This is a genomic window from Halosimplex yunnanense (assembly GCF_054504345.1).
In genome coordinates this window covers 1-19072 of record NZ_JBTJEL010000027.1, presented here as the reverse complement: position 1 = coordinate 19072, position 19072 = coordinate 1, and the positions used below count along the sequence as shown (strand labels likewise).

The following is a 19072-nucleotide window of genomic DNA, read 5'->3' as shown; positions in this document are numbered from 1 at the left end:
GTGCGGTAGCGCCAAAAGTATTTCGCGGAATTCACAATATTGCTAGAGTCTCTCCGGTGGGCCAGAGGGACCTCACTCCGAGGGAGATTCCGTGGCTGGGCCAGTCACGGGAGCCCGCGGGGTCAATGCGGTCCATAGGTCGGCAACGAGGAACGCCCAGGCGACGGCGATCAGCAGGTAGCCGACAAGCGTCAGCGGGTCCGCGAGTCCCTCGAGTGGTGGCATCGCCGTGCCCCAGAGTGCGAGCATTCCGGCGTTAACGCTCACAATCTGAATCCATGAAGGCCGGCCGACGGCCTCGACGCCCACATCCACCAGGGAGACGATGTCCTGCGTCTCGTTCCCGAGGGAAACCACAACGGCGGGCAAGAACGCCATCGCTAGCTGGAGCATCCATCCGAACACCAGGCCGTCAATCGCCGCTAACTCGATTGCCGTCCCAGGAACGGTCTCCGGGAACAGCAACACGAGCGGCGCCCACGGGACCGGGAACGCCAGCCAGAGATACGCTCCGAGAACGAGCGCGAGCCTCCGAGTCCGCGTCTGGTCACCGGCTCGGTACGTCCCGACGACGTTCGCCAGCAGCGCTACGGTTCCAATGACATACACAGCCAGTCCGCCCATCGTGAGTTCGTGGCGGGCGAGCCACGGCCCGGCGACAAGTCCCGCCGCCCCAACAGTGACCCCCCAGTAGGTGACGCTACGGATCCGCGGGTACCGGAGGTCGGCTCCGAACAGGTTCGGGATCGACGTGAGGAGTGCGCCGGCGGCGACGAGCGCGAGGAAGCCCCAGACGTTGGCGTGGACGTGTGCCTCGATCGAACCGAAGTACCCGCCAGGCCCGTGGAGGTTCAACAACATCCCGAACGCGGCGAGGATACCGACGACCAGAAACCAAGGTGCGGTTCTGAAGAACCGAGTCCCTCGGTCGCCGGACGTACTCGTCCGGAAGACCATCACCAACAGCCCGCCGAGGGCCGTGAGGACGAGCGTCGCACCGACCGTAGCGGTCGTCGTGTCGCCGGTCGCCATCCCAATCAGGATGAGTGGGTATCCCGCGTTCAGTGTAAGCCACTGGAACCACCTGTTCCGGGTGGTCGCGGACGCAGAACCCGCGAGGGCCGGGAGGACGCCGAACAGCGCCTGTGTAAGCCCCCCGATAGTGACGAAGTGGATCGTCAACCAACGGAGCCGCGGCAACGCGTCGATCGCTCCGAATTCGACACCCAGCTTTCCGATGACGGCCAGCAAGCCGACGGATAGATACAGGCCGGCCATGAGAAGGAACGGGTTGTTTCGTGTTTGCATCGTCGTGAACACCTGCCCCAGAATTATCATCCGGTCCGTGTACCAGTTCGGGCGAACCTGTCGGATGTATCCGAACACGTGAGTATGAATCGAACATGTCAGGGAGTGGTTCAAGGAATTCTAGTGACGATGTTCCAGTATGCCCCGAGCCCAGCTCTCCATTTCCCTGCCGTCGGATGTCTGGATTCGTGATTTGTCGACGTCCTACGACGCCACAACGTTCGAAGTCGTGACAGCGCTTGCAGGCGAGGACGCAGGGATCGCACTCCTCCGGATCGAGAATGCCGACCTCCTCGACATCCTCGCGGACGTTCGGGGTCAACCGGACGTCGTCGACGTCGACTTGCTCTGGAAGCGCGAGCGGACTGCGCTCGTTCAAGTCGAAACGACGAGTCCACCGCTCCTCTTTCCTCTATGGCAGGCAGGCGTCCCCGTCGAGTTGCCGTTCACCGTACTTGCCGGACGCGCGACGTGGGAACTGACGACGTCGTCGGATCGACTGTCCGAACTCGGCGAGCACCTCGACGAGGCGGGTATCGAGTACAACATCGAGTCCGTCGTCGAAATCGGCTCTTCGGAAGCCGACCGGCTGCTGACACCTCGACAGCACGAGGTGCTGGCCGTCGCGATCGGCGAGGGGTACTACGCCGTTCCGCGCGAAGCCACGCTCACCGACGTTGCAGAGACGTTGGGCGTCTCAAAGTCGACGTGCAGCGACATCCTCCACCGCTGTGAGAGCAGCATCATCACCTGGTTCGCCGCAGAAGAGTTCACGCAGCCCTGACGAGTGCCGACCGAGATGCCTCAGGGGTCGCTGTCGTCCTGCGCGCTACACGCACAGCCAGATGAGCGGACTCGATAGACGGCACCCAACACACCGACCGTTAGCGCGGTCACTACGATTCTGACGAGCCCACCACCGAGTGCAGCCGCCGTTCCCCCGGCAGCCGCGGCTCCGGCGGCCGGCGCCGCGAAGAGACAGCAAAGACTCAACGCGCCGCCAACACCGAGTAGTCCCCACGGCGGTGTCGACGCGTCCTCCGTACTCGCCTTCCCGTCCGAACCAGTCATCGATTGGTCTCTCGTTCGCCTGATTGACCCAAGTGCGTTTGGGTCGTCGAGGCCATCGGTCGCACTGTCAGCACACCTCGCAACGCCGGCGCTGGTAGATCAGGAGCGCGGCGAAGCACGCGACGCTCACGACACCGAGGATTGGGCGGAGCGGGTCGAAGTACGTCATGAGTGCCGACGAGCTGAACAGCGCGAGCAACACCGCGTTACAGATTGGACAGCCGAACGCCAGGAATCCGCCGACGATTCCACCGGCAGCGAACCGATCGCCAATTGGCTCCTCGGCTAGCGAGCGCTGGTAGACGAATGCGCCAGCGAAGGCCGCGGTCGCGACGAGGAACAGGTAGTCCGCCGGGGTCCGAGAGACCATCCGCACGTAGACCGGGTTCGGCAGCAGACCGGTCACCGCCCCGAACAGGACAAACACCCCGATGCTCACGCCGACACCCCGGAGCAGACGAGGACGCGGCAGCGCCGTCATGCACGCTTACCTCCGTCAAGCGAACACGTCCGTGGATCGCCTACGCGACCGAGGAAGAAGAGGAGGAGCCCGATTCCGCCGAGTCTGAGAAGATTGCCGTCAAACGGCAGCGCCGCCATCGCACCGACGAAGCCCAGCGCGCCGAGCACGCCTGCGCCACAGCTTGCACAGCCGGCGGCGAGCAGTCCGGGGAGCACGCCGACGATCGTCGACACACTCCGGCGACGCGCGCGCTGGACCAACGCGAGCGCGTTGGTCACCGCGATGCCGGTCAGGACGGCATACGTGGCGACTAGCGCGAGCCCGAGGTAGCCGGTGGTCAGGTACACCTCCCGCGTGAGCGCCGTGACTGCATAGCCGACATCGGTCGGGTCGGTCGCGAACACCTGGACCGAGAACTGCGGGAACGAGCTCAACACCAGGACGACGTACGTGGCGACAGTCACGACGGCGGTCACTAGCAACCGCGCGTCCGACGTAAGCGGATAGCCGAGCGCGTCGCGGAGGTCACGAATCCAGTCGCGACTTGCGGCGGCGCGGTTCCCGGTCACGCCTCCATCACCTGTTCGATCGCGTCGGCAAAGTTCTCGTAGGGGTGGGCGCCGACGAGCTTTCCAGCTGCCCCAGAGTCACGGTTGTAGAGTACGAACCCGGGTGTCCCCTGAATTCTCGACCCCCGGGCCACGGCGACGTTCGGCTCGATGCGCTCCCGAATGGACGAACTCCGTTCTTCGCGGCAGGTCTCGACTGCGGACAGGTCCACGCCAGCCGTCTGTTCGGTGACCGCCGCGAACGCCTCCTCGTCGGCCCAGTCCGTGCCAGAGTCGGGCTGTTCGGCGAAGGCCGCCGCGTGCCAGTTCCAGAACGCGTCAGGGTCGCTGTCGGCGACCTGCGACCACACGCAACGCCCCCAGACCGCCGCCGGCATCGAGTACTCACCAATATTCGGGTAGGGCAGCACGGCCAGGCGTGCGTCGCCGGTGTCGAGGAATTGCCGGCCGAGCTCCGGGAGCGTCTCCGTCTCGAACTGCTTGCAGAACGGGCAAAGATAGTCCGTCCAGTAGTAGATGTCCACCGGCGCATCACGTTTGCCGGCGATGGGGCGGCCGTCAAGGTCGACGTCGAACCCGGTTGTCCCGGAACCAGCGTGCGTGGTGTCGGGGACGTAGTGCTGTCCGCTCCCACCAGATCGCGATCCGATGTAGGCGACACCACCACCGAACGCGATCACCGCGCCGCCGGCGGTGAGTGCTCTCCGCCGAGTGATATTGCTCTCTTCGTCCATCTATATACAATACCACTTCGCATCGGCTGATAGATGTTGTGGTCCTAACTGAATCCCAAATTGTCCACTATGGGCACTTATACCGCGTTTTCGACTGTCTCAATTATCGAATACGGACCGTGTGTGCCATCGTTCCGTACCACGACAACGAACCCGGTCGTCTCCCCGACTGGTGCGGCGATGGTGACCAGCGTCTCGTACACGCGAACGGTCGCGTGCAGCGGCTCTCCGTGGTACTCCTCGTAGACTGCAGTGCCGATCGCCTCCAGCTAAATGTGCTCTAGAATCGCTCAGATATCCGACGCAGCGTACTGTGAGACGCCGCCTCGTCTCGGTACAGGACATCGTACTCGCCATCCTCGTAGGACGCCAGGCCGACCAGCGTGTCACCGAGATCAGCCTTCAGTGTCGATTCGAGGTGCCCAGCGATATCTCCCAGTGAGCGGTCATCCGCGTCAGCAGACTCATCGATCATCGTTGGTTCACGCGTGCGCTTCGATCACGGAACGGAGCTGCGCTTCGTCCTGCATTCCGACGAGTCGTTCCGCCGGCTGGCCGTCAGCGAACAGGACGAGGGTTGGAACCCCCTGGACACCGTACTCTGCGGCGAGTTGCTGATTCGCGTCGATGTCGATCTTCGCTACGGTCGCATCGGTCTCGGCCGCAATCGTTTCGACGATTGGTTCGAGCATCTGGCACGGACCACACCGATCGGCGTAGAAGTCGGCTATCACGAGACCGTACTCGGCGAAAGTTTCGGACAGCTCGGCGCCGCCGTCGATATGGATCGGTTCGGACGGACTCTTCGGGGTGGACGCCTCAGAACCGCCCGTTTCAGCCTTGTTTCGAAGCTTCGCCAATTTCTGTCGTCGGATCTCCTCGATATCTTCAGCCATTAGGTATCCGTTCCAACCGCATCGACTTATGTATTTTGCGTAAAGTTCACAATACTATTCCGTTAGATAGTTGAGTTATCAGGAGTCAGGGACAGGACTGCAGCGGCTGGTTCTCTCGGTCGTCCGAGTCCCGACTATATCGATCTTCGAACTCCTGAATGAGCTGTCCGATGTCCGCATACCAATCGTTGAGCAATCGCTGCATATCGTGAGCAATTTCCTCGGGTGTCCGCGGACAATACACGTAGTAGTACCCGCCGTTCTCGTAGTTTATTTGCTCCTGTACGACAACGCCAGCCTCGTGAAGCCGGGAAACCGAGCGATATGCCGTCGATCTCTCACAATCCAGTCGGTCTGCTATGTCATCGACGGTGAGTCCCCTTTCTGCCTGTTGTAGCAGCTGAAAGGCCATCTGATCCCGCTCGTTGAGACCGTGGACGCATCCCAGCAGGTCAAGACACACCAGATCGCGCTCAAGATCCTCACGCATTGAAGTGGCCATCATATCGGAGAATAGGGTGACAGAGAAGATTAAAGATGTTCCCGAACACCACAATACTATTGCAGCCTAGAATGCAGCGAGGAGAGTTTATTTCTGTTTTCATCCCTTCCCCGGGAGTACATCCGAAGAGATCTTGTTCTGTACACCCAAGACAATACACGAATGACGCTCCCAATCGACCCGAGCCAGATCGACCCTGCTGACATCGGCGAAGAACAGGCGACCCTCGAGATGAGTCACGAAGATGCCATCGATCACGTCCGCGACGTGTTCACTGACGCCGGTTTTGGCGTCCCCGTGGAATTCTCGCCCTCCGAGATGCAAAACGAGAAGATCGACGCCGGCCGCGACCCCTACTACGTGCTGGGTGCGTGCAACCCCGAGGTCGCCGACCGCGCTCTGGACGCGACCGAAAACAAACTTGGGGCACTCATGGCCTGCAACGTTGTTATCTGGGAAGAGGTACCCGGTAAGCAGGTCGTCTATCACGTCTCCATCATGCGCATCGCACGACTGGTCGGGATGGCGCCCGATAACGAGGAGATGGCAGACATCGTCGCCGATACCGGCGAACTCGTCGACGAGGCATTCGAGAACCTCTAACATGGGGTATCACACGTTCGACGCCGATCGCGCCGACAAACTCGAAAATGCACAGCAACGGTACCAGTTCCTCTCCGCGGAGGAGTTGCTCTGGGCGCTATCACCAGAAGGGGACGAAACAGTGGCGGACCTCGGGAGTGGGACCGGGTTCTATACCGATGATGTCGCACCGGCTGTCAACCACGTGTACGCGGTTGACATTCAGGATGCGATGCATGACTACTATCGCGAGAAGGGCATCCCCGATAACGTCGACCTCCTCACCACCCAGGTGAGCGACCTCCCGTTCGACGCGGGTTCGGTCGACGCCGCCTTCTCGACGATGACCTACCACGAGTTCGCGAGCGACGACGCGCTCGTCGAGCTCGATCGCGTCCTCACATCCGAGGGACAACTCGTCATCGTCGACTGGAGCGCGACCGGGGCCGGGGATATCGGCCCATCCCTCGACGATCGGTTCACCGTCACGGAAGCGGCAGATGCACTGTCGAACGCTGGGTTCCGCATCGAACACGAAGCCGTCCGGCCGGAGACGTTCCTACTGGTCGCCACGGCGAAATAGAAGTCTGGAGGGAGGCCACGACCCGGTTGGAGTGACAAGTGGTACCGAGCACCTATCGCTCACGCTCGTTTCCGCAGTCGGCCTCGAACGAACGGTCGTATCGGCGTCACGCCGAGGTTCATTCGATCGACCTCGACGATGTCGAACGATCGGTCGGCGGCGAACACTGATGCGGTCTGTCTCGTCAAATGACACCCACCGGCGACCCGCTTCCAGAGCGGTGCGATAAGAGATTGGACGCGAGCGCGCCACCCGTCGTCCAATACGTGCTCGAAGAAGCGGAACTCGCCGCCGGGCCGCAACACACGGGCCACCTCCGACAAGGTGCCTCGATATCCGGATTCGTACAGAAGACCACCGAGGCGATCACGACGTCGAACGAGTCGTCCTCGTACGGGAGCGATTCGGCGCCCGCTGATCGGAGTTCGATCTCAAGTCCCAACTCGTCCGCTTTCTCGATGGCCTGCCGTCGCATATATGGATCGGGCTCAATCGCATGGAACGAGACGCCCCCATCTGCGACAGCGTTAAAGTACGAGAACATAGCCCCGGTTCTGGCACCGATATCGAGGACCGTACCGTGAAGATATTCGACCTTAACGCGACGAAGGTTTCCGTGTCGGCCCAGTTTGTGCGGATCACTCTCCAAGCAGATCGATCTCGCGACAGATTCTGGCAAAATACTGAGAGTCCACCGCTTGTAGTGGCCAAAATTATATTTCTCCACCGTAACCGTGAGAGTGACAGCGATGCCCCGTTTTGAGGTTCTAGCAGTTGCCCTCTTTTGGTTCGCGCTGGGATACGCGAACTATCGCGCCCCGGCGACCATGTATCGCCTCTACAATTGGCCATTGGCTCCGGAAACGGATGTTGGAGAGAACGTTCGCACTACATACCGTCGTCGGGGATATTTGGCTATCGTGATCGGTGTTCCCTTTCTCATTTGGGGACTACTGGCGTCGTGATCAGTTCGCATACGTACTTAGCGAATCCATCGAATCCGTTTCAGTTGCGCTTTTAAAAAGAAAGTATATTACTATTCACTAGTGTTATTGTAAATATTACCAATGTATTGAATGATTAATTTATATTCATCTTGTGGTCGGATGGCCAGAGTCGTGAAGCAGTAAAGAGCACCCGTGAGTGGGTAGCGGCGACATCCCAGACAGGAGTCTCCGTGCCCGAGCGGAAGGTACGTTGAAGTGGCCCCCTGCTGAAAGTTGAAGACGCATGCCAGCCGATAGCGATTCGCTCGCGGAGGCGTATCTACCGCAACTGCGTCGGACCCTGCGCGAGACTGTGATCGAGTTCTGGTACCCCCGTTCGATCGACGAGGAGCACGGCGGGTACATAACGAGTTACGACGAGACCGGCGAATTCGCCGGCAACGACGGCAAGATGCTCGTCATCCAGGCACGGATGGTCTGGTTCTTCTCGCGCCTCCATCGCGAGGGATACGGCGACGGCGAGTTCCGCGAGGCTGCCGAGCAAGGGGTCGACTTCCTCCTCGGCGAGCTCCGGGACCACGAGCACGGTGGGTTCTACTGGGAGGCCGAGCGCGACGGCACGGTCACGAAGCCGAACAAGCACATGTACGGGCAGGCGTTCGCCCTCTACGGTCTCTCGGAGTACTATCGATCGACGGGCGACGAGACCGCCCGCGAGCACGCCATCAAACTGTTCGAACTTTTCGAGAGCGAAGCCCACGACGAGGCCAACGGCGGGTACGTCGAGTACTTCGAACCCGACTGGACGCCCGTCACGACCGGCGGGACGTACCTCGACAACATCGAGCCGGACTGGTCGCCCAAGGAAGACGTCGATGCCGAACTCGACGCCGGCACGAAACTGACCAACACCCACCTCCACTTGCTGGAGGCCTTCACCACGTTCTACCGCGCGACGGGCCACGAGAAGGCGCGAGAGCGGCTAAACGAGCTACTCACGATCAACACGAACACTATCGTCCGGAAGGACCTGGGCGCTTGCACGGACAAGTACGCACCCGACTGGCGGCCGCTCCTCGACGACGAGAGCTACCGCATCGTCTCCTACGGACACGACATCGAGGGTGTGTGGCTCACCATGGAGGCAGCCGACGCCCTGGAGATGCCGCTGACGTACTACCGGGACCTCTACGAGACGCTGTGGGGCTATTCGCTGACGTACGGCTACGACGACGACCGCGGCGGCTTCTACTTCTACGGGCCGTTCGAGGAGCCGGCGACCAGTCGCGTCAAGGCGTGGTGGGTCCAGGCCGAGGCGCTGGTTAGCGCGCTCCGGATGTACGAACTCACCGACGAACCGGCGTATCGCGAGGTCTTCGAGGAGACCTACGCGTTCCTCGACGAGCACCAGATCGACCGCGAATACGGCGAGTGGCACTCCGGCGTGACCGACGACGGCGAGACCGTCGGCCGGAAGGGCGCCGTCTACAAGGGGGCATACCACTCCGGACGGGCCTTGCTGGAGTGCATCAACGCGCTCGAACGGCTCGAAGCAGCGACTGAAGCCTGAGGTCTCGGCGCGCTTCAGCGGAACGGCCGCTCAGTACGTTTCTCGCAGGTGTCTGACGGAGAGTTCGTCTTCGAGGTGGGCTTCGACGAGCGCATCGCGACGGTCATCGTAGGCGTCGAAGGTAAGCGTCCGTCGCTCGCCCGGTGCGAGGTGGATGTAATTGTCAGAGAACGCACCCGACAATGTCCCCGGATCGAGTTCGACGAACAACGCTGCCTCGTCGGCAGCGACGGTCACGTCAGCGCCGTCGATCTCGACCGACAGCTCCGTCTCGGGCAACGACAGCCGCTTGTAGTCCGCGAAGAAGGCCGTCGCCGGGTAGGACTCGCCCGTTCCGTCAAACACGGCGCGGACCATCACGTCCGAAGGCGTGACATCGTCGGGGAGGTCCGCACGTTCGATAGTCCGCAGAGCGGTACTCTCGTGGGCATCGATATCGACCGCGATGGTCTCCTCGGGGCGGATATCACCGTCGAAGGTGAGAATTTCGACGGTTACGTCGCCCGAGACAGTATCAGTTTTGTCGCTGGTGATCCAGAGCGTCTGTGCAGTCAGGTCGCCCCAGTCGGGGTCGTCGGGGTTTTCCGCCTGAGCGTTGTCGATGCCATCTCCGCCTTCGAACTCGGGATGGAACGACAGGAGCACGGGTGCGAACTGCCGGCGTGCGGCGTACTGCTGGGCTTTCCACTTGCCGTCGTACTCGATGGAGGCCCACGAGGCGACCGGCCAGAGGTCGTTGAGTTGCCAGTACAATGCGCCCATCGTCGTCGGCTTGCGGCGGCGCCAGTGTTCGATGGCGGTCGACATCGCCTCGGCCTGCAGCAGTTGCGAGAGATAGACGAAGTCACTGAAGTCGAAGGGGATGCGGAAGTAGTCGGCCATCCGCCGGAGGATGGTCGTGTTGCCGCCTGGATTCCGCTGGTGGTGTTCCATCATCGGCGACGTGGGGTTGAACTCCTCCGGTTCGGTGAGAACGGTCCGGAGCGAGTCTAGCGAAGGGAACGACTGGTAGCCGAACTCGGAGACGAATCGCGGTTCCGTGGTGAGATACTCCTCGAAGGGCTGGCCGTTGTGCCAGACATCCCAGTAGTGGATGTCGCCCTTCTCGAAGACGTATGGATCGAGTTCGCCCGGGCCGCTGGATGGCGATCCGGGCCAGTAAGTGCGTGAGGGGTCCTCCTCGCGGCAGGCCGGTCCCACAGTTTCCTCGTAGAGTTTCCGGTAGTCCTCGCGGTGATCCTCGTGGCGCTCGTGGCCGCCGTACCAGTTCTCCAGCGCTTCCTCGTTCTCGTTGTTGGCACACCAGAGCGCGATCGACGGGTGGTTCGCCAGCCGGCAGACCTGATAACGCACTTCCGCTTCGACGGTGTCAAGGAACGCCTCGTTTGCAGGATGGAGCGAACAGGAGAACATGAAGTCCTGCCAGACGAGTAGCCCGTACTCGTCACAGAGATCGTAGAAGACATCCTCCTCATAGTAGCCACCGCCCCAGACCCGCAGCATGTTCATGTTGGCGTCGGCCGCGCTACGGACGAGATGCTCGTAGCGCTCGTCGGTGACGTTACCGTACAGCGGCGCTGTCGGAATGGTGTTAGCCCCCTTCGCGTAGACGGGCTCGCCGTTAACTTCGAAGTAGAACGACGTGCCGGCTTCGTCGGGTTCGACGACGAGGTCGACCTCGCGGAAGCCGATGCGGTCGGTGTACGTGTCGTCGCCAATGGCGACCGTCAGATCGTAGAGTGGCTGGTCGCCGTAGCCGTTGGGCCACCAGAGTTCGGCCGTCTCTTCTTCGACCGGGAGCGTGACCTCCACCTCCTGTTCGCCCGCGTCGAGCGCGACGGATTCGGCCATCGTCTGGCCGGCCACGTCGACGGACAGGTCGTGTGTACCACCGGTCGGTGCGTCGACGCCGACGCGGACGGTCAAGTCGATTCGGTCGCCGGAGTGGTCCTGTTCGGTCTTCACGTAGCGGATTCGCGGTTCCGAGTATCCGACGAGCGCGACGTCGCGGTAGATGCCGGTCGTCGGGAGACACGGCCCCCAGTCCCAGCCGTAGTGACACTGGGCTTTGCGGATGAACGGCCGACCCGGCTGGTCGACGGGGTAGCGGCCACAGGGTACCTCGTATGGGTACTCCGCCATCCGTTCCTCGCCGTATTCGACGGGTGAGCGAAACCGAACGCTGATCTCGTTCTCGCCGGCGTGAAGCGCGTTGGCGACGTCGAATTCGTTGCCGACGTGCATGTTAACCGACTCGCCGACCCGCTGGCCGTTGACAAACACGGTGGCTACCGTATCGAGGCCGTCGAACCGGAGGACGAGCCGCTCGTAGTCCAGCAATCGGTCGTCGACGTCGACGGTGCGGCGGTAGGTCCAGTCGGTCCGGCCGACCCACTGGACGTCGAGTTCGTTGTCCCCGACGAACGGGTCCGGGATCTCGCCGGCGTTCAGCAGGTCCGTGTAGACGCCCCCTGGGACGCTTCCTTCGCGCCACTCCCCGCCGCCGCGCTGGCGATACTGCCAGCTACCGTTCAGCGACTGTGTCCGCATACGTTCACAACCCCGTCTCTGGGTCTTAATAGTACCGCCGCCGGAAGCAGCGTCGACGGTCAATCTACGAATGTTCGTGAGCGATATATGTCGCTAATGGCCATTCATGCCCGTGAGATTCTGCGGTTCGGAATTCTCGCCGTGGGATCGTCTCACTCGTCGTCCGGCGAGACGACGACCGTCTCGTTGACCGGCGGGTTGGAGACAGTTATCTCCGTTCCATCGGGCCACCGTACTCGGATCGAACGGACGGAGTCGGCGTCGCCCAGTCCGACGTGGACGCGCCGAGTGCTCTGGGAGAGGTAGCCGGTACGAGACCGGACGATGCGGGTCTCGCGGCCCTCTTCAGTTCGGACGCTCACTTGCGCGCCGAGCGCCGGCAGTCGCTTCCCGGGCTGGACGCGGACCCCGACCCAGGCGTTCGACGATCCGTTGTTCAGGTACAGGCTGTAGTTCCCGCTGCCAGTCGCCGTGCGGGTCTCCGTGACGGCGAGGTCGGGCGCGCCGTCGGCATTCGCGTCCAGCGCAGCCACGCCGCGGCCGCTCCCCCGCTCGAAACCGACCTCGGGCGGGTGGATCGCCTCGAACGAGTCGGAGGCGGTCCGCTGGTAGAACATCGGATACGCGAGATAGGGAAAAGCCCGGTAGATCTCCGTCCGGGAGCGGTCGAGCTGCTGCTGGAGCGCGATTTCTCCGCCCATAGGCGTGATCGTGTGCATCAGCGACCGGTAGCCGTCGTTGTTGAAGTCCGCGGCGACGGCCGCCCATGCCCAGCCTCCCTCACGGACGCCATACTGTGCCGCGCGGTCCTCGAAGCTCCCGTTCCCCCGGTTGACGAACAGGTTGTTCCCGCCGCCTCTGACCGGGAGCGTCGGGCTCGCCCCCTCTAGTTCGTCGTCGAAGTAGACGTTCGAGACGAACACGTCGAGCCTTGCGTCGTCGTTCACGTCGAAGGCCGTCGAGGACATTGCGTTTCGGTCGGAACTGGGGAGGAGCGTCCGCTCGAACGTCCCGTTGCCCCGGTTCACGTACAGAAAGTCCGCGTTGTAGTCGTTGCCGACGTGGATGTCCGGGTAGCCGTCGCCGGTCATGTCGACGAAGCTCCCGGCGAGCGACCACGTCGTCCCGCGGATGCCGGCGTCCGTGACCCGTCTGAATCCCGAGCAGTCCCCCTCGTAGAGGTAGTTTGAGTTCCCGTTGTCGTCGGAGATGAAGCGGGCGGAACTACGCTCCAGCCCGATCGGGGTTCGTGCGTCCCAGTTGCCGTTCTGGAAGACGAACACGTCGAGGCAGCCGTCGCGGTCGAAGTCCGCGGCCGCCGCGCCGGTCGGGTTCTCCAGCCGCTCGTCGAACCCGCCGTCGACGGCCCGGAACGAACCATTGCGATTCTCCAAGAGGAGCGCGCTCCGGTTGGCGCGGAGGACGAGCAGGTCGTCCCAGCCGTCGTTGTCGTAGTCCAGGAATAGCGCGGCGTTGACCGAACTGTCGAGGGCCGGGAGGACAGTCGACGGGACGAACCTGCCCCCACGGTTCTCGAAGAGCACGGGGCGCTCGCCGCCCACCGCGAGAATGTCCGGTTGACCGTCGTTGTCGTAGTCGGACACGTAGACGCCGGCGTTCGTGACGAGGTCGCGCATCCCGGCTTCCCCCGTGCGCGTGTAAGCGTACTCGAACCCCAGTGTGCGCGCGCGGTCGGTGAACCCTGAGAGCGTGGGATCGACGTTCGCTACCGACTCGTTCGAGGCCGATGCGGCCCGCTCGACGCCGCCGTCGGACACCGTGTCAGGTGAACCGCCGAGCGGACCCGCTCCGACGCCGAGAAGCGCCGTTACTCCAGCGACCCATACTGCCGTCGCGACCAGCGAGAACGCGAGCGCCGCCGCGAGCACGCGCTTTTCCCCGAGGACGACGGGGTCGTCGGTCATCCGCGGTCAGCCGCCGGTGCGTCGGGATCCGCAGGCGGGAGCGCCCGCAGCGGGCGCGGCGGCATCAGGAACGTGGCCCGGTTCGTCGTCTCGATGGCGTCCAAGATGCCGTTGTGCGCGTCCGAGAGCGTCGTGTCGCCGAACTCGTCGGTCCGCATCGCCTTGGCCGTCTCCAGAAACTCGCCGATGCCGCGCTGCCAGGAGTCGAACATGAGCACGGCGCCGTCACCGCCAGTCCCGTTGAAGTCCCGGCGCATGATCCGCGGTGCGTCGTCGTCGGTTCGTGCCTTGACGAGCTTCTGCTGGTGTCCGACGCAGCCACGAGTTCGAGCGTCCTCATCGGTCTGTTCGGCGATCTCCGCGTCGACGCCGCTATCTTCGGCCAGAAGTTCCCCTGTCTCGCCGACCTGCTCCGGAGAGTGGTGCGGGCTGAACATCGCGTGGGCCCGTTCAGACTCCGACCGGTCGTACCACGAGGGGAGATCGAGCGAGAGCCGCGACACCTGCTGAGTGGTCCCGCCCGCGAACGACCCCGTCTGTATCGTGATGCTGTCTTCGGTGGGAACTGTGTCTGTGAAGGTCGACTTGTAGCCCATCGAGAGCGAGGCATCCTCGGGGATCCGGGGCTCGTCGAGCCGTTTCTCGGGGAGGCCCCGGCCCATGAACCCGGACCGCCGTTCGACCGGTTCCAAGATGCCGTCGAAGGTCCCCTTGACGTCGACGCCGTTCAGCGTCGAGAGCTCGCCACGAAGCGCGAGTTCCGTCTCGAGGATGAACTGGGGGTAGTCGGCGGCAAAGTGCATGACTGCGTCGTAGTCGTCGGCGGTCGCGCTCTCGCCCAGTTCGTCGAGGACAGCCTGTGGCAGTGGGAGGTCGATCGACGGCGGCAGCGACGCATCGAAGCGTTCGAAGTACGACGGCGAGTAGCCGATGGTGAAGAGGAGTCCCTCGTAGACGAGTGCGTCGTGGCGCGGCTGCCCCCGCGCCCCCAGCTGGAAGGCACGTTCGGCCGTCCGGAGCGCCGCCTCGACCTGTTCTCGCTCGTCTTCCGTCGGTCGACTGTCGCCGGCGTAATCGAGGAACAGGAGGAGCTGATGGCGCGGAAACCGCGGGTTGCCGTGTTCGTCGTCGAGGAGGAAGGGAGTCCACTCGTGCTGGCGCCTCGGCAGTTCGGACGGCACGTCTGCGCCTGAAGGAACCTCAGGCGTCTCAGGCCGTTCCAGACAGGCGCTGTAAGCGCTGGCCCCGCCGACAGCCAGCGCCGCCTTGAGAAACTCTCGACGGGGCAAATCCGGATCCAGACGGAGACCGCTGTCATCCCGCTGCATACTCTCTGTTGCCAGTGCGACGTAATATAATAATTTCTCACGTATTCTGATACCAATGCACATACAAGAGGCGCCACGGTGTCGAGCCTCCGGGAAGCTATCGGAAGCGAAAACGTCCACGAGGCCGCCTCAGTCGGCGTCGTCTGGGGCGACAGTGGCACCGTCGGTGTTCGTGTGCCTGGCCCGGATTCGTGGGTTGAACAGTCGGTCCATCCCCTGCGAGAGCAGAATGAGCGCAACCGACAGAACGAAGATCGCCAGCATCGGCATGATGAGCCAGTGGATGCGGCTCATGTTCGAGAGGACGCCGGATGTCTGGTAGGCCTCGTTCATCATGACGCCCCAGTTGGCCTCGTTGAACGGCAGGATCCCGAGGAAGTACAGACCGACTGACTCGAAGATGATCCCTCGCGCGGAGGTGGCCGCGTTGATGGTCACGTACGGCATCAGCTGGGCGCCGATGTCCTTGCGGAGGATCCGGGCGCGGGAGAGCCCCATCGCCTGTGACGCCTCGACGTAGGACTCGTTGCGGATGGCCAGCACCTGCGAACGGAGCGTTCGGGCGAGTCCAGGCCAGTTGTCGATGGCGAGCAAGAAGCCGACGAGGTACGCGCTCTCGGGCGGGTACACCGACGCGATGATCAGGATCAGCGGGAGCCCGGGGATCGTGAGCACGATGTCGGTCACGAACATGAGCGCGTCGTCCATGAGGCCGCCGACGTACCCGGCGGTGATGCCGATGACCGTCGCCAGGGCCATCGCGAGGACGGCGCCCGCCAGCATCATCTTGATCATCGCCGGCGTCGCGTGGACGAGCCCCCTGAAGATCGCCTTCCCGACGCCGTCCGTTCCAAGCGGGTACGTCCAGAGCCCGGTGTAGGTCCAGGCGCCAAAAGAGATGTCAGGGAGGCCGAAGTAGTGGGTCGTGTAGCTCGCGTCGAACGGCCCGATGTACGGTTCGGCCTCGTTCCAGACGGGCTCGCGAGTGAGCGCTACGCCGACCGTGCCCATGAAGACGATCGCTGCGAGGATGATCACGCCGAATCGGGTCCGCCAGTCCTCCCAGATGATCTCCAGCGGCGCGACGACGGACTCCTCGAACAGGAGCCGGTATTGCTCGCTTCGCGTTGCGGAAACTGACTCCTCGCTCACGACGTCGGCCACCTGTTGATCAAGTGCGTCTGATTCCGATGAACCCATTATTTCTCACCCTGTGAGATCCGCGGGTCGATCAGTCCGTACGTGAGATCGGCGATCAGGATCCCGACGATCGTAATAGTCGTGTAGAAGATGAACGACCCCATCAACAGCGGGTAATCCCGGTTCTCCAGTGCACCGAACGTGTACCACCCGACGCCCGGATACGTGAAGATCTGCTCCAGGATGACACTGCTGCTGAAGATGCCGGCGATCCCGATCATGAGACCGGTGTACATCGGGAGGATCGCATTTTTGCCGACGTACCGGGCGGCGATGATCGAGTTACTGAGTCCCCGGATCCGCGCAGCCCGGACGTAGTCCTCCCCGAGGATCCGGACGCTGTTGCCGCGCATCCCGAGGGCCCCGCCGCCGAATCCAACGACGAAACTCGAAAAGATAGGTAACGCCGCGTGTTGTACGACGCTTATCATGAACGGGAGGTTGAACCCCTGTGTCGTGCTGGGGTCGTATCGGCCGCCGATGGGCGTCAGCTCTAGCTGGTAGGAGAACGCGACGAGCATCAAAATCGCAGCCACGTAGTAGGGAACGGAGTTGAGCGCGATGATGACACCGGTGAGTCCGGAGTCGAAGCGCGTCCCTTCGTTGTACGCCATCACTGCCCCGAGGAAGATGTTCGTCGTGAACCCCAGCAGCAAGCCGTAGATACTGATGAAGACGGACCAGGGCATGGCCTTGAAGAGGAGTTCGAACACTGGCTCCTGCTGCCAGATCGAGCGGCCGAAGTCCTGGTTCAGGATCACGTCGCCCATGTAGTCGATGTACTGGACGTAGATCGGCTCGTCGGGGCGGATGTTAGTCATCAACTCGACTCGGCTGTTGATCCGCTCCATGTTTATCTGATCGCCGGACGCAGCGGCTTCCCGCATCAGCTGCGTCCGGATCGATTCCAGCGGCCCACCCGGCATCAGCCGGAACATGACGAAGGCGAGCGTCACCACCACGAACAGAGTGAGGACTGCTTGCCCGGTGCGTTTGAGGGTGTATCGCACAGTTGTGGAAACCTGCTCTTCCAGCACACAAATAAATTTTGTCAGATTTAGTACTACTGTGTGATCAGCACCCAGGCTATCGCTTCCCACGGCGGCGGGACCGCCACGGGAAACGGCAGATCTAGCGAAACGTTAATAGTTCACACAGCGGACCGACCTGCATGCACTGCTCGCACAACCAGTGGACTCGCCGGTCCGTCTTGACCGCCGCTGCAGCGGGGATCACGGGATGTACATCGTTGACGGTGGAAACGCGGACATCAACCCCGAACGGCGACGACGCCGCGGGGACGTGGCGAATGGCTGGATACGATCCGACGCAATGCTCGTTCGCTCCCGACGGGTCGGGACCGACTGACTCGGCCGGGGAGGTCTGGGGCTCCAGTCGATCGCTCGGGAAAACCGACATTCTCGCGTCACCAGTCGTCGCTGACGATCGGCTGTACGTCGGCTGTGGCGTCACCGTCCACGCGCTCTCGTTCGACACCGGCGACACCCACTGGACAACCGACGCGACGGGCACGGTGAACAAGTTTACGCCGGCAATCAGCGACGGAACACTGTTCATCGTCGAGCGCGGCGAGGCCGAGCGGCTGTGGGCCTACGACACGACCGACGGGAGTGAAGTCTGGCAGCGCGACCTATCCGTCGTCTCCTCGCCGGTCGTACGCGACGGCCACGTCTATGTCGTAACGCGCTCTGAAAACGGCGATCAGGTCCGCGCACTCAGCACCGAGGACGGAAGCAACGCCTGGGCGCACGACATCGGGCGCCGACCCGGCCGGTTCGAGACGCGGACGCCACCTGCCGTTGACGGAGAGACGGTCTACATGGCGACCACTGTCGGCGACGATGAGTCCGACGCCTCCGGACGGCTGTTCGCGCTCCGTACGGGAGACGGCGAGGAAGAGTGGACCTACGACGTTTCGGGGACGATCACTCGGTCCGGCGCAGCGGTCACCGACGGGACAGTGTTCTTCGGCGACAACGATGGTGTTGTCCACGCAGTCGACACGGCCGACCGGACCGAGACGTGGTCGCATTCGGTCGACGGCCAGTTCTGGACGACGCCGGCGGTAGATAGCGACCACGTGTACGCCGGCGCGAACGACGGGACGCTGTTCGCCCTTGGCCGATCCAGCGGGGACGTCGACTGGCAGGCCGAGACCGACCTCGCCTACGCGAACCCCATCGTCACGCCTGAACGCATCTTCGTCGGCGGTAACACTGTCCTCGGAATCGACGCCGCGAGTGGCGACGTATCGTGGCGGTTCAACTACGACACCGTGTTCTCAAGTCAGTTTACGTCACCCGTGGTCGTCGACGATGTCCTCGCGGTCGCCAGTTGCGTCAAGGAAGAGCCGGGGCAGACCGTCTACGACGATTACGTCAGCGTTCTCTCCTGAACTCTTGACCTCGATTCGGCAGTCAACTTGGACGGACCGGCGCAGTTACGGCCTGTAGATGTACTTCTGGAGCGGCAACCCGACGAGTCCGATGAGCACCGCGGTGGCTCCCCAGATGCCGAACATGCCGGCGATCGTTCCGTTCAGGAGGAATCGGCCGATGAGAACGAGGACGACGCCGAAGGCCGCGATGGTGAGGAATGTCGACCCGAAGACAGACGCCAGGGCTTGTTTGAAGGGGTCGAGGCCGTCAGATGACCGCTCGGTCGACGCCATCTACTCGTCCTCCCGTGGCCCGCGAAGCGTCTCCTCGTCTCCGGTGATCGGTTCGCTCTCCCAGTACTCGTGATCCTCGTCCGTACGGAAACACGCCGTCTCCAGGCGCGCTTCGACTGTTTCCAGATCCGGCGTCTGGCGCGTGCAGATCT

18 protein-coding genes are annotated in these 19072 nt (G+C 62.8%); 5 read left to right on the top strand and 13 right to left on the bottom strand.

The features are described from left to right. Positions 1-72: 72 nt before the first annotated feature. Positions 73-1386 (bottom strand): hypothetical protein, encoded by a 1314-nt coding sequence (locus AB2U09_RS02060; protein WP_459191028.1) that lies wholly within the window; start codon positions 1384-1386, stop codon positions 73-75. A gap of 151 nt (positions 1387-1537) precedes the next feature. On the opposite strand from AB2U09_RS02060, the gene AB2U09_RS02055 reads away from it, so the two are divergent. Beyond that, positions 1538-2092, top strand: coding sequence for a helix-turn-helix domain-containing protein (locus AB2U09_RS02055; RefSeq protein ID WP_459191027.1), 555 nt, complete (start codon positions 1538-1540; stop codon positions 2090-2092). A 354-nt stretch (positions 2093-2446) separates the two neighbouring features. Here AB2U09_RS02055 and AB2U09_RS02050 read toward each other — a convergent pair whose 3' ends face one another. The 5 genes from AB2U09_RS02050 to sta1 all read right to left on the bottom strand — a co-directional run bounded on the left by AB2U09_RS02050 (position 2447) and on the right by sta1 (position 5543). Continuing rightward, a complete protein-coding gene (locus tag AB2U09_RS02050; protein ID WP_459191026.1) occupies positions 2447-2860 on the bottom strand; it encodes a hypothetical protein in 414 nt (137 codons plus the stop codon). Next, positions 2857-3411 carry a hypothetical protein gene (locus tag AB2U09_RS02045; protein ID WP_459191025.1) on the bottom strand — a complete coding sequence of 185 codons (555 nt, stop codon included), beginning with the start codon at positions 3409-3411 and terminating at the stop codon, positions 2857-2859. Before AB2U09_RS02045 ends, AB2U09_RS02050 begins: the two co-directional genes overlap by 4 nt. After that, complete coding sequence (locus AB2U09_RS02040) at positions 3408-4145, bottom strand: DsbA family protein (protein ID WP_459191024.1); 738 nt, start codon at positions 4143-4145, stop codon at positions 3408-3410. The genes AB2U09_RS02045 and AB2U09_RS02040 overlap by 4 nt, the downstream gene beginning before the upstream one ends. Positions 4146-4627: 482 nt before the next feature. Next, positions 4628-5041, bottom strand: a complete 414-nt coding sequence (locus tag AB2U09_RS02035) for a thioredoxin family protein (RefSeq protein WP_459191023.1) — start codon at positions 5039-5041, stop codon at positions 4628-4630. A gap of 85 nt (positions 5042-5126) precedes the next feature. Beyond that, a complete protein-coding gene (gene sta1 / locus AB2U09_RS02030) occupies positions 5127-5543 on the bottom strand; it encodes a Sta1 family transcriptional regulator (RefSeq protein ID WP_459191142.1) in 417 nt (138 codons plus the stop codon). Positions 5544-5705: 162 nt separating this feature from the next. On the opposite strand from sta1, the gene AB2U09_RS02025 reads away from it, so the two are divergent. Further along, positions 5706-6146, top strand: coding sequence for a DUF302 domain-containing protein (locus AB2U09_RS02025; RefSeq protein ID WP_459191022.1), 441 nt, complete (start codon positions 5706-5708; stop codon positions 6144-6146). A 1-nt stretch (position 6147) separates the two neighbouring features. After that, entirely contained in the window at positions 6148-6708 is a 561-nt protein-coding gene (locus tag AB2U09_RS02020) for a class I SAM-dependent methyltransferase (RefSeq protein ID WP_459191021.1), read from the top strand. Positions 6709-6892: 184 nt separating this feature from the next. On the opposite strand, the gene AB2U09_RS02015 is transcribed toward AB2U09_RS02020, so the two are convergent. Then, entirely contained in the window at positions 6893-7252 is a 360-nt protein-coding gene (locus tag AB2U09_RS02015; protein ID WP_459191141.1) for a class I SAM-dependent methyltransferase, read from the bottom strand. 686 nt (positions 7253-7938) lie between these two features. On the opposite strand from AB2U09_RS02015, the gene AB2U09_RS02010 reads away from it, so the two are divergent. Beyond that, a complete protein-coding gene (locus AB2U09_RS02010) occupies positions 7939-9225 on the top strand; it encodes an AGE family epimerase/isomerase (protein ID WP_459191020.1) in 1287 nt (428 codons plus the stop codon). A 30-nt stretch (positions 9226-9255) separates the two neighbouring features. Here AB2U09_RS02010 and AB2U09_RS02005 read toward each other — a convergent pair whose 3' ends face one another. The 5 genes from AB2U09_RS02005 to AB2U09_RS01985 form a co-directional block, all read right to left on the bottom strand. After that, the gene (locus AB2U09_RS02005; protein ID WP_459191019.1) at positions 9256-11775 is read right to left on the bottom strand and encodes a beta-mannosidase; all 2520 of its coding nucleotides are present in this window, start codon (positions 11773-11775) and stop codon (positions 9256-9258) included. Positions 11776-11927: 152 nt separating this feature from the next. Next, positions 11928-13700, bottom strand: a complete 1773-nt coding sequence (locus tag AB2U09_RS02000) for a CRTAC1 family protein (protein WP_459191018.1) — start codon at positions 13698-13700, stop codon at positions 11928-11930. Next, the gene (locus tag AB2U09_RS01995; protein ID WP_459191017.1) at positions 13697-15028 is read right to left on the bottom strand and encodes a DUF7405 family protein; all 1332 of its coding nucleotides are present in this window, start codon (positions 15026-15028) and stop codon (positions 13697-13699) included. The genes AB2U09_RS02000 and AB2U09_RS01995 overlap by 4 nt, the downstream gene beginning before the upstream one ends. Before the next feature lie 129 nt (positions 15029-15157). Then, positions 15158-16192 carry an ABC transporter permease gene (locus tag AB2U09_RS01990; RefSeq protein WP_459191016.1) on the bottom strand — a complete coding sequence of 345 codons (1035 nt, stop codon included), beginning with the start codon at positions 16190-16192 and terminating at the stop codon, positions 15158-15160. A gap of 35 nt (positions 16193-16227) precedes the next feature. Then, positions 16228-17238 (bottom strand): ABC transporter permease, encoded by a 1011-nt coding sequence (locus AB2U09_RS01985; RefSeq protein WP_459191015.1) that lies wholly within the window; start codon positions 17236-17238, stop codon positions 16228-16230. Positions 17239-17537: 299 nt separating this feature from the next. Between AB2U09_RS01985 and AB2U09_RS01980 the strand changes: the two genes are divergently transcribed. Further along, positions 17538-18644 carry a PQQ-binding-like beta-propeller repeat protein gene (locus AB2U09_RS01980; protein ID WP_459191014.1) on the top strand — a complete coding sequence of 369 codons (1107 nt, stop codon included), beginning with the start codon at positions 17538-17540 and terminating at the stop codon, positions 18642-18644. 45 nt (positions 18645-18689) lie between these two features. Here the strand turns inward: AB2U09_RS01980 and AB2U09_RS01975 are convergent, their stop codons facing one another. Beyond that, on the bottom strand, positions 18690-18920 hold the full coding sequence (locus AB2U09_RS01975; RefSeq protein WP_459191013.1) for a hypothetical protein: 231 nt from the start codon (positions 18918-18920) through the stop codon (positions 18690-18692). Between the last annotated feature and the right edge of the window lie 152 nt (positions 18921-19072).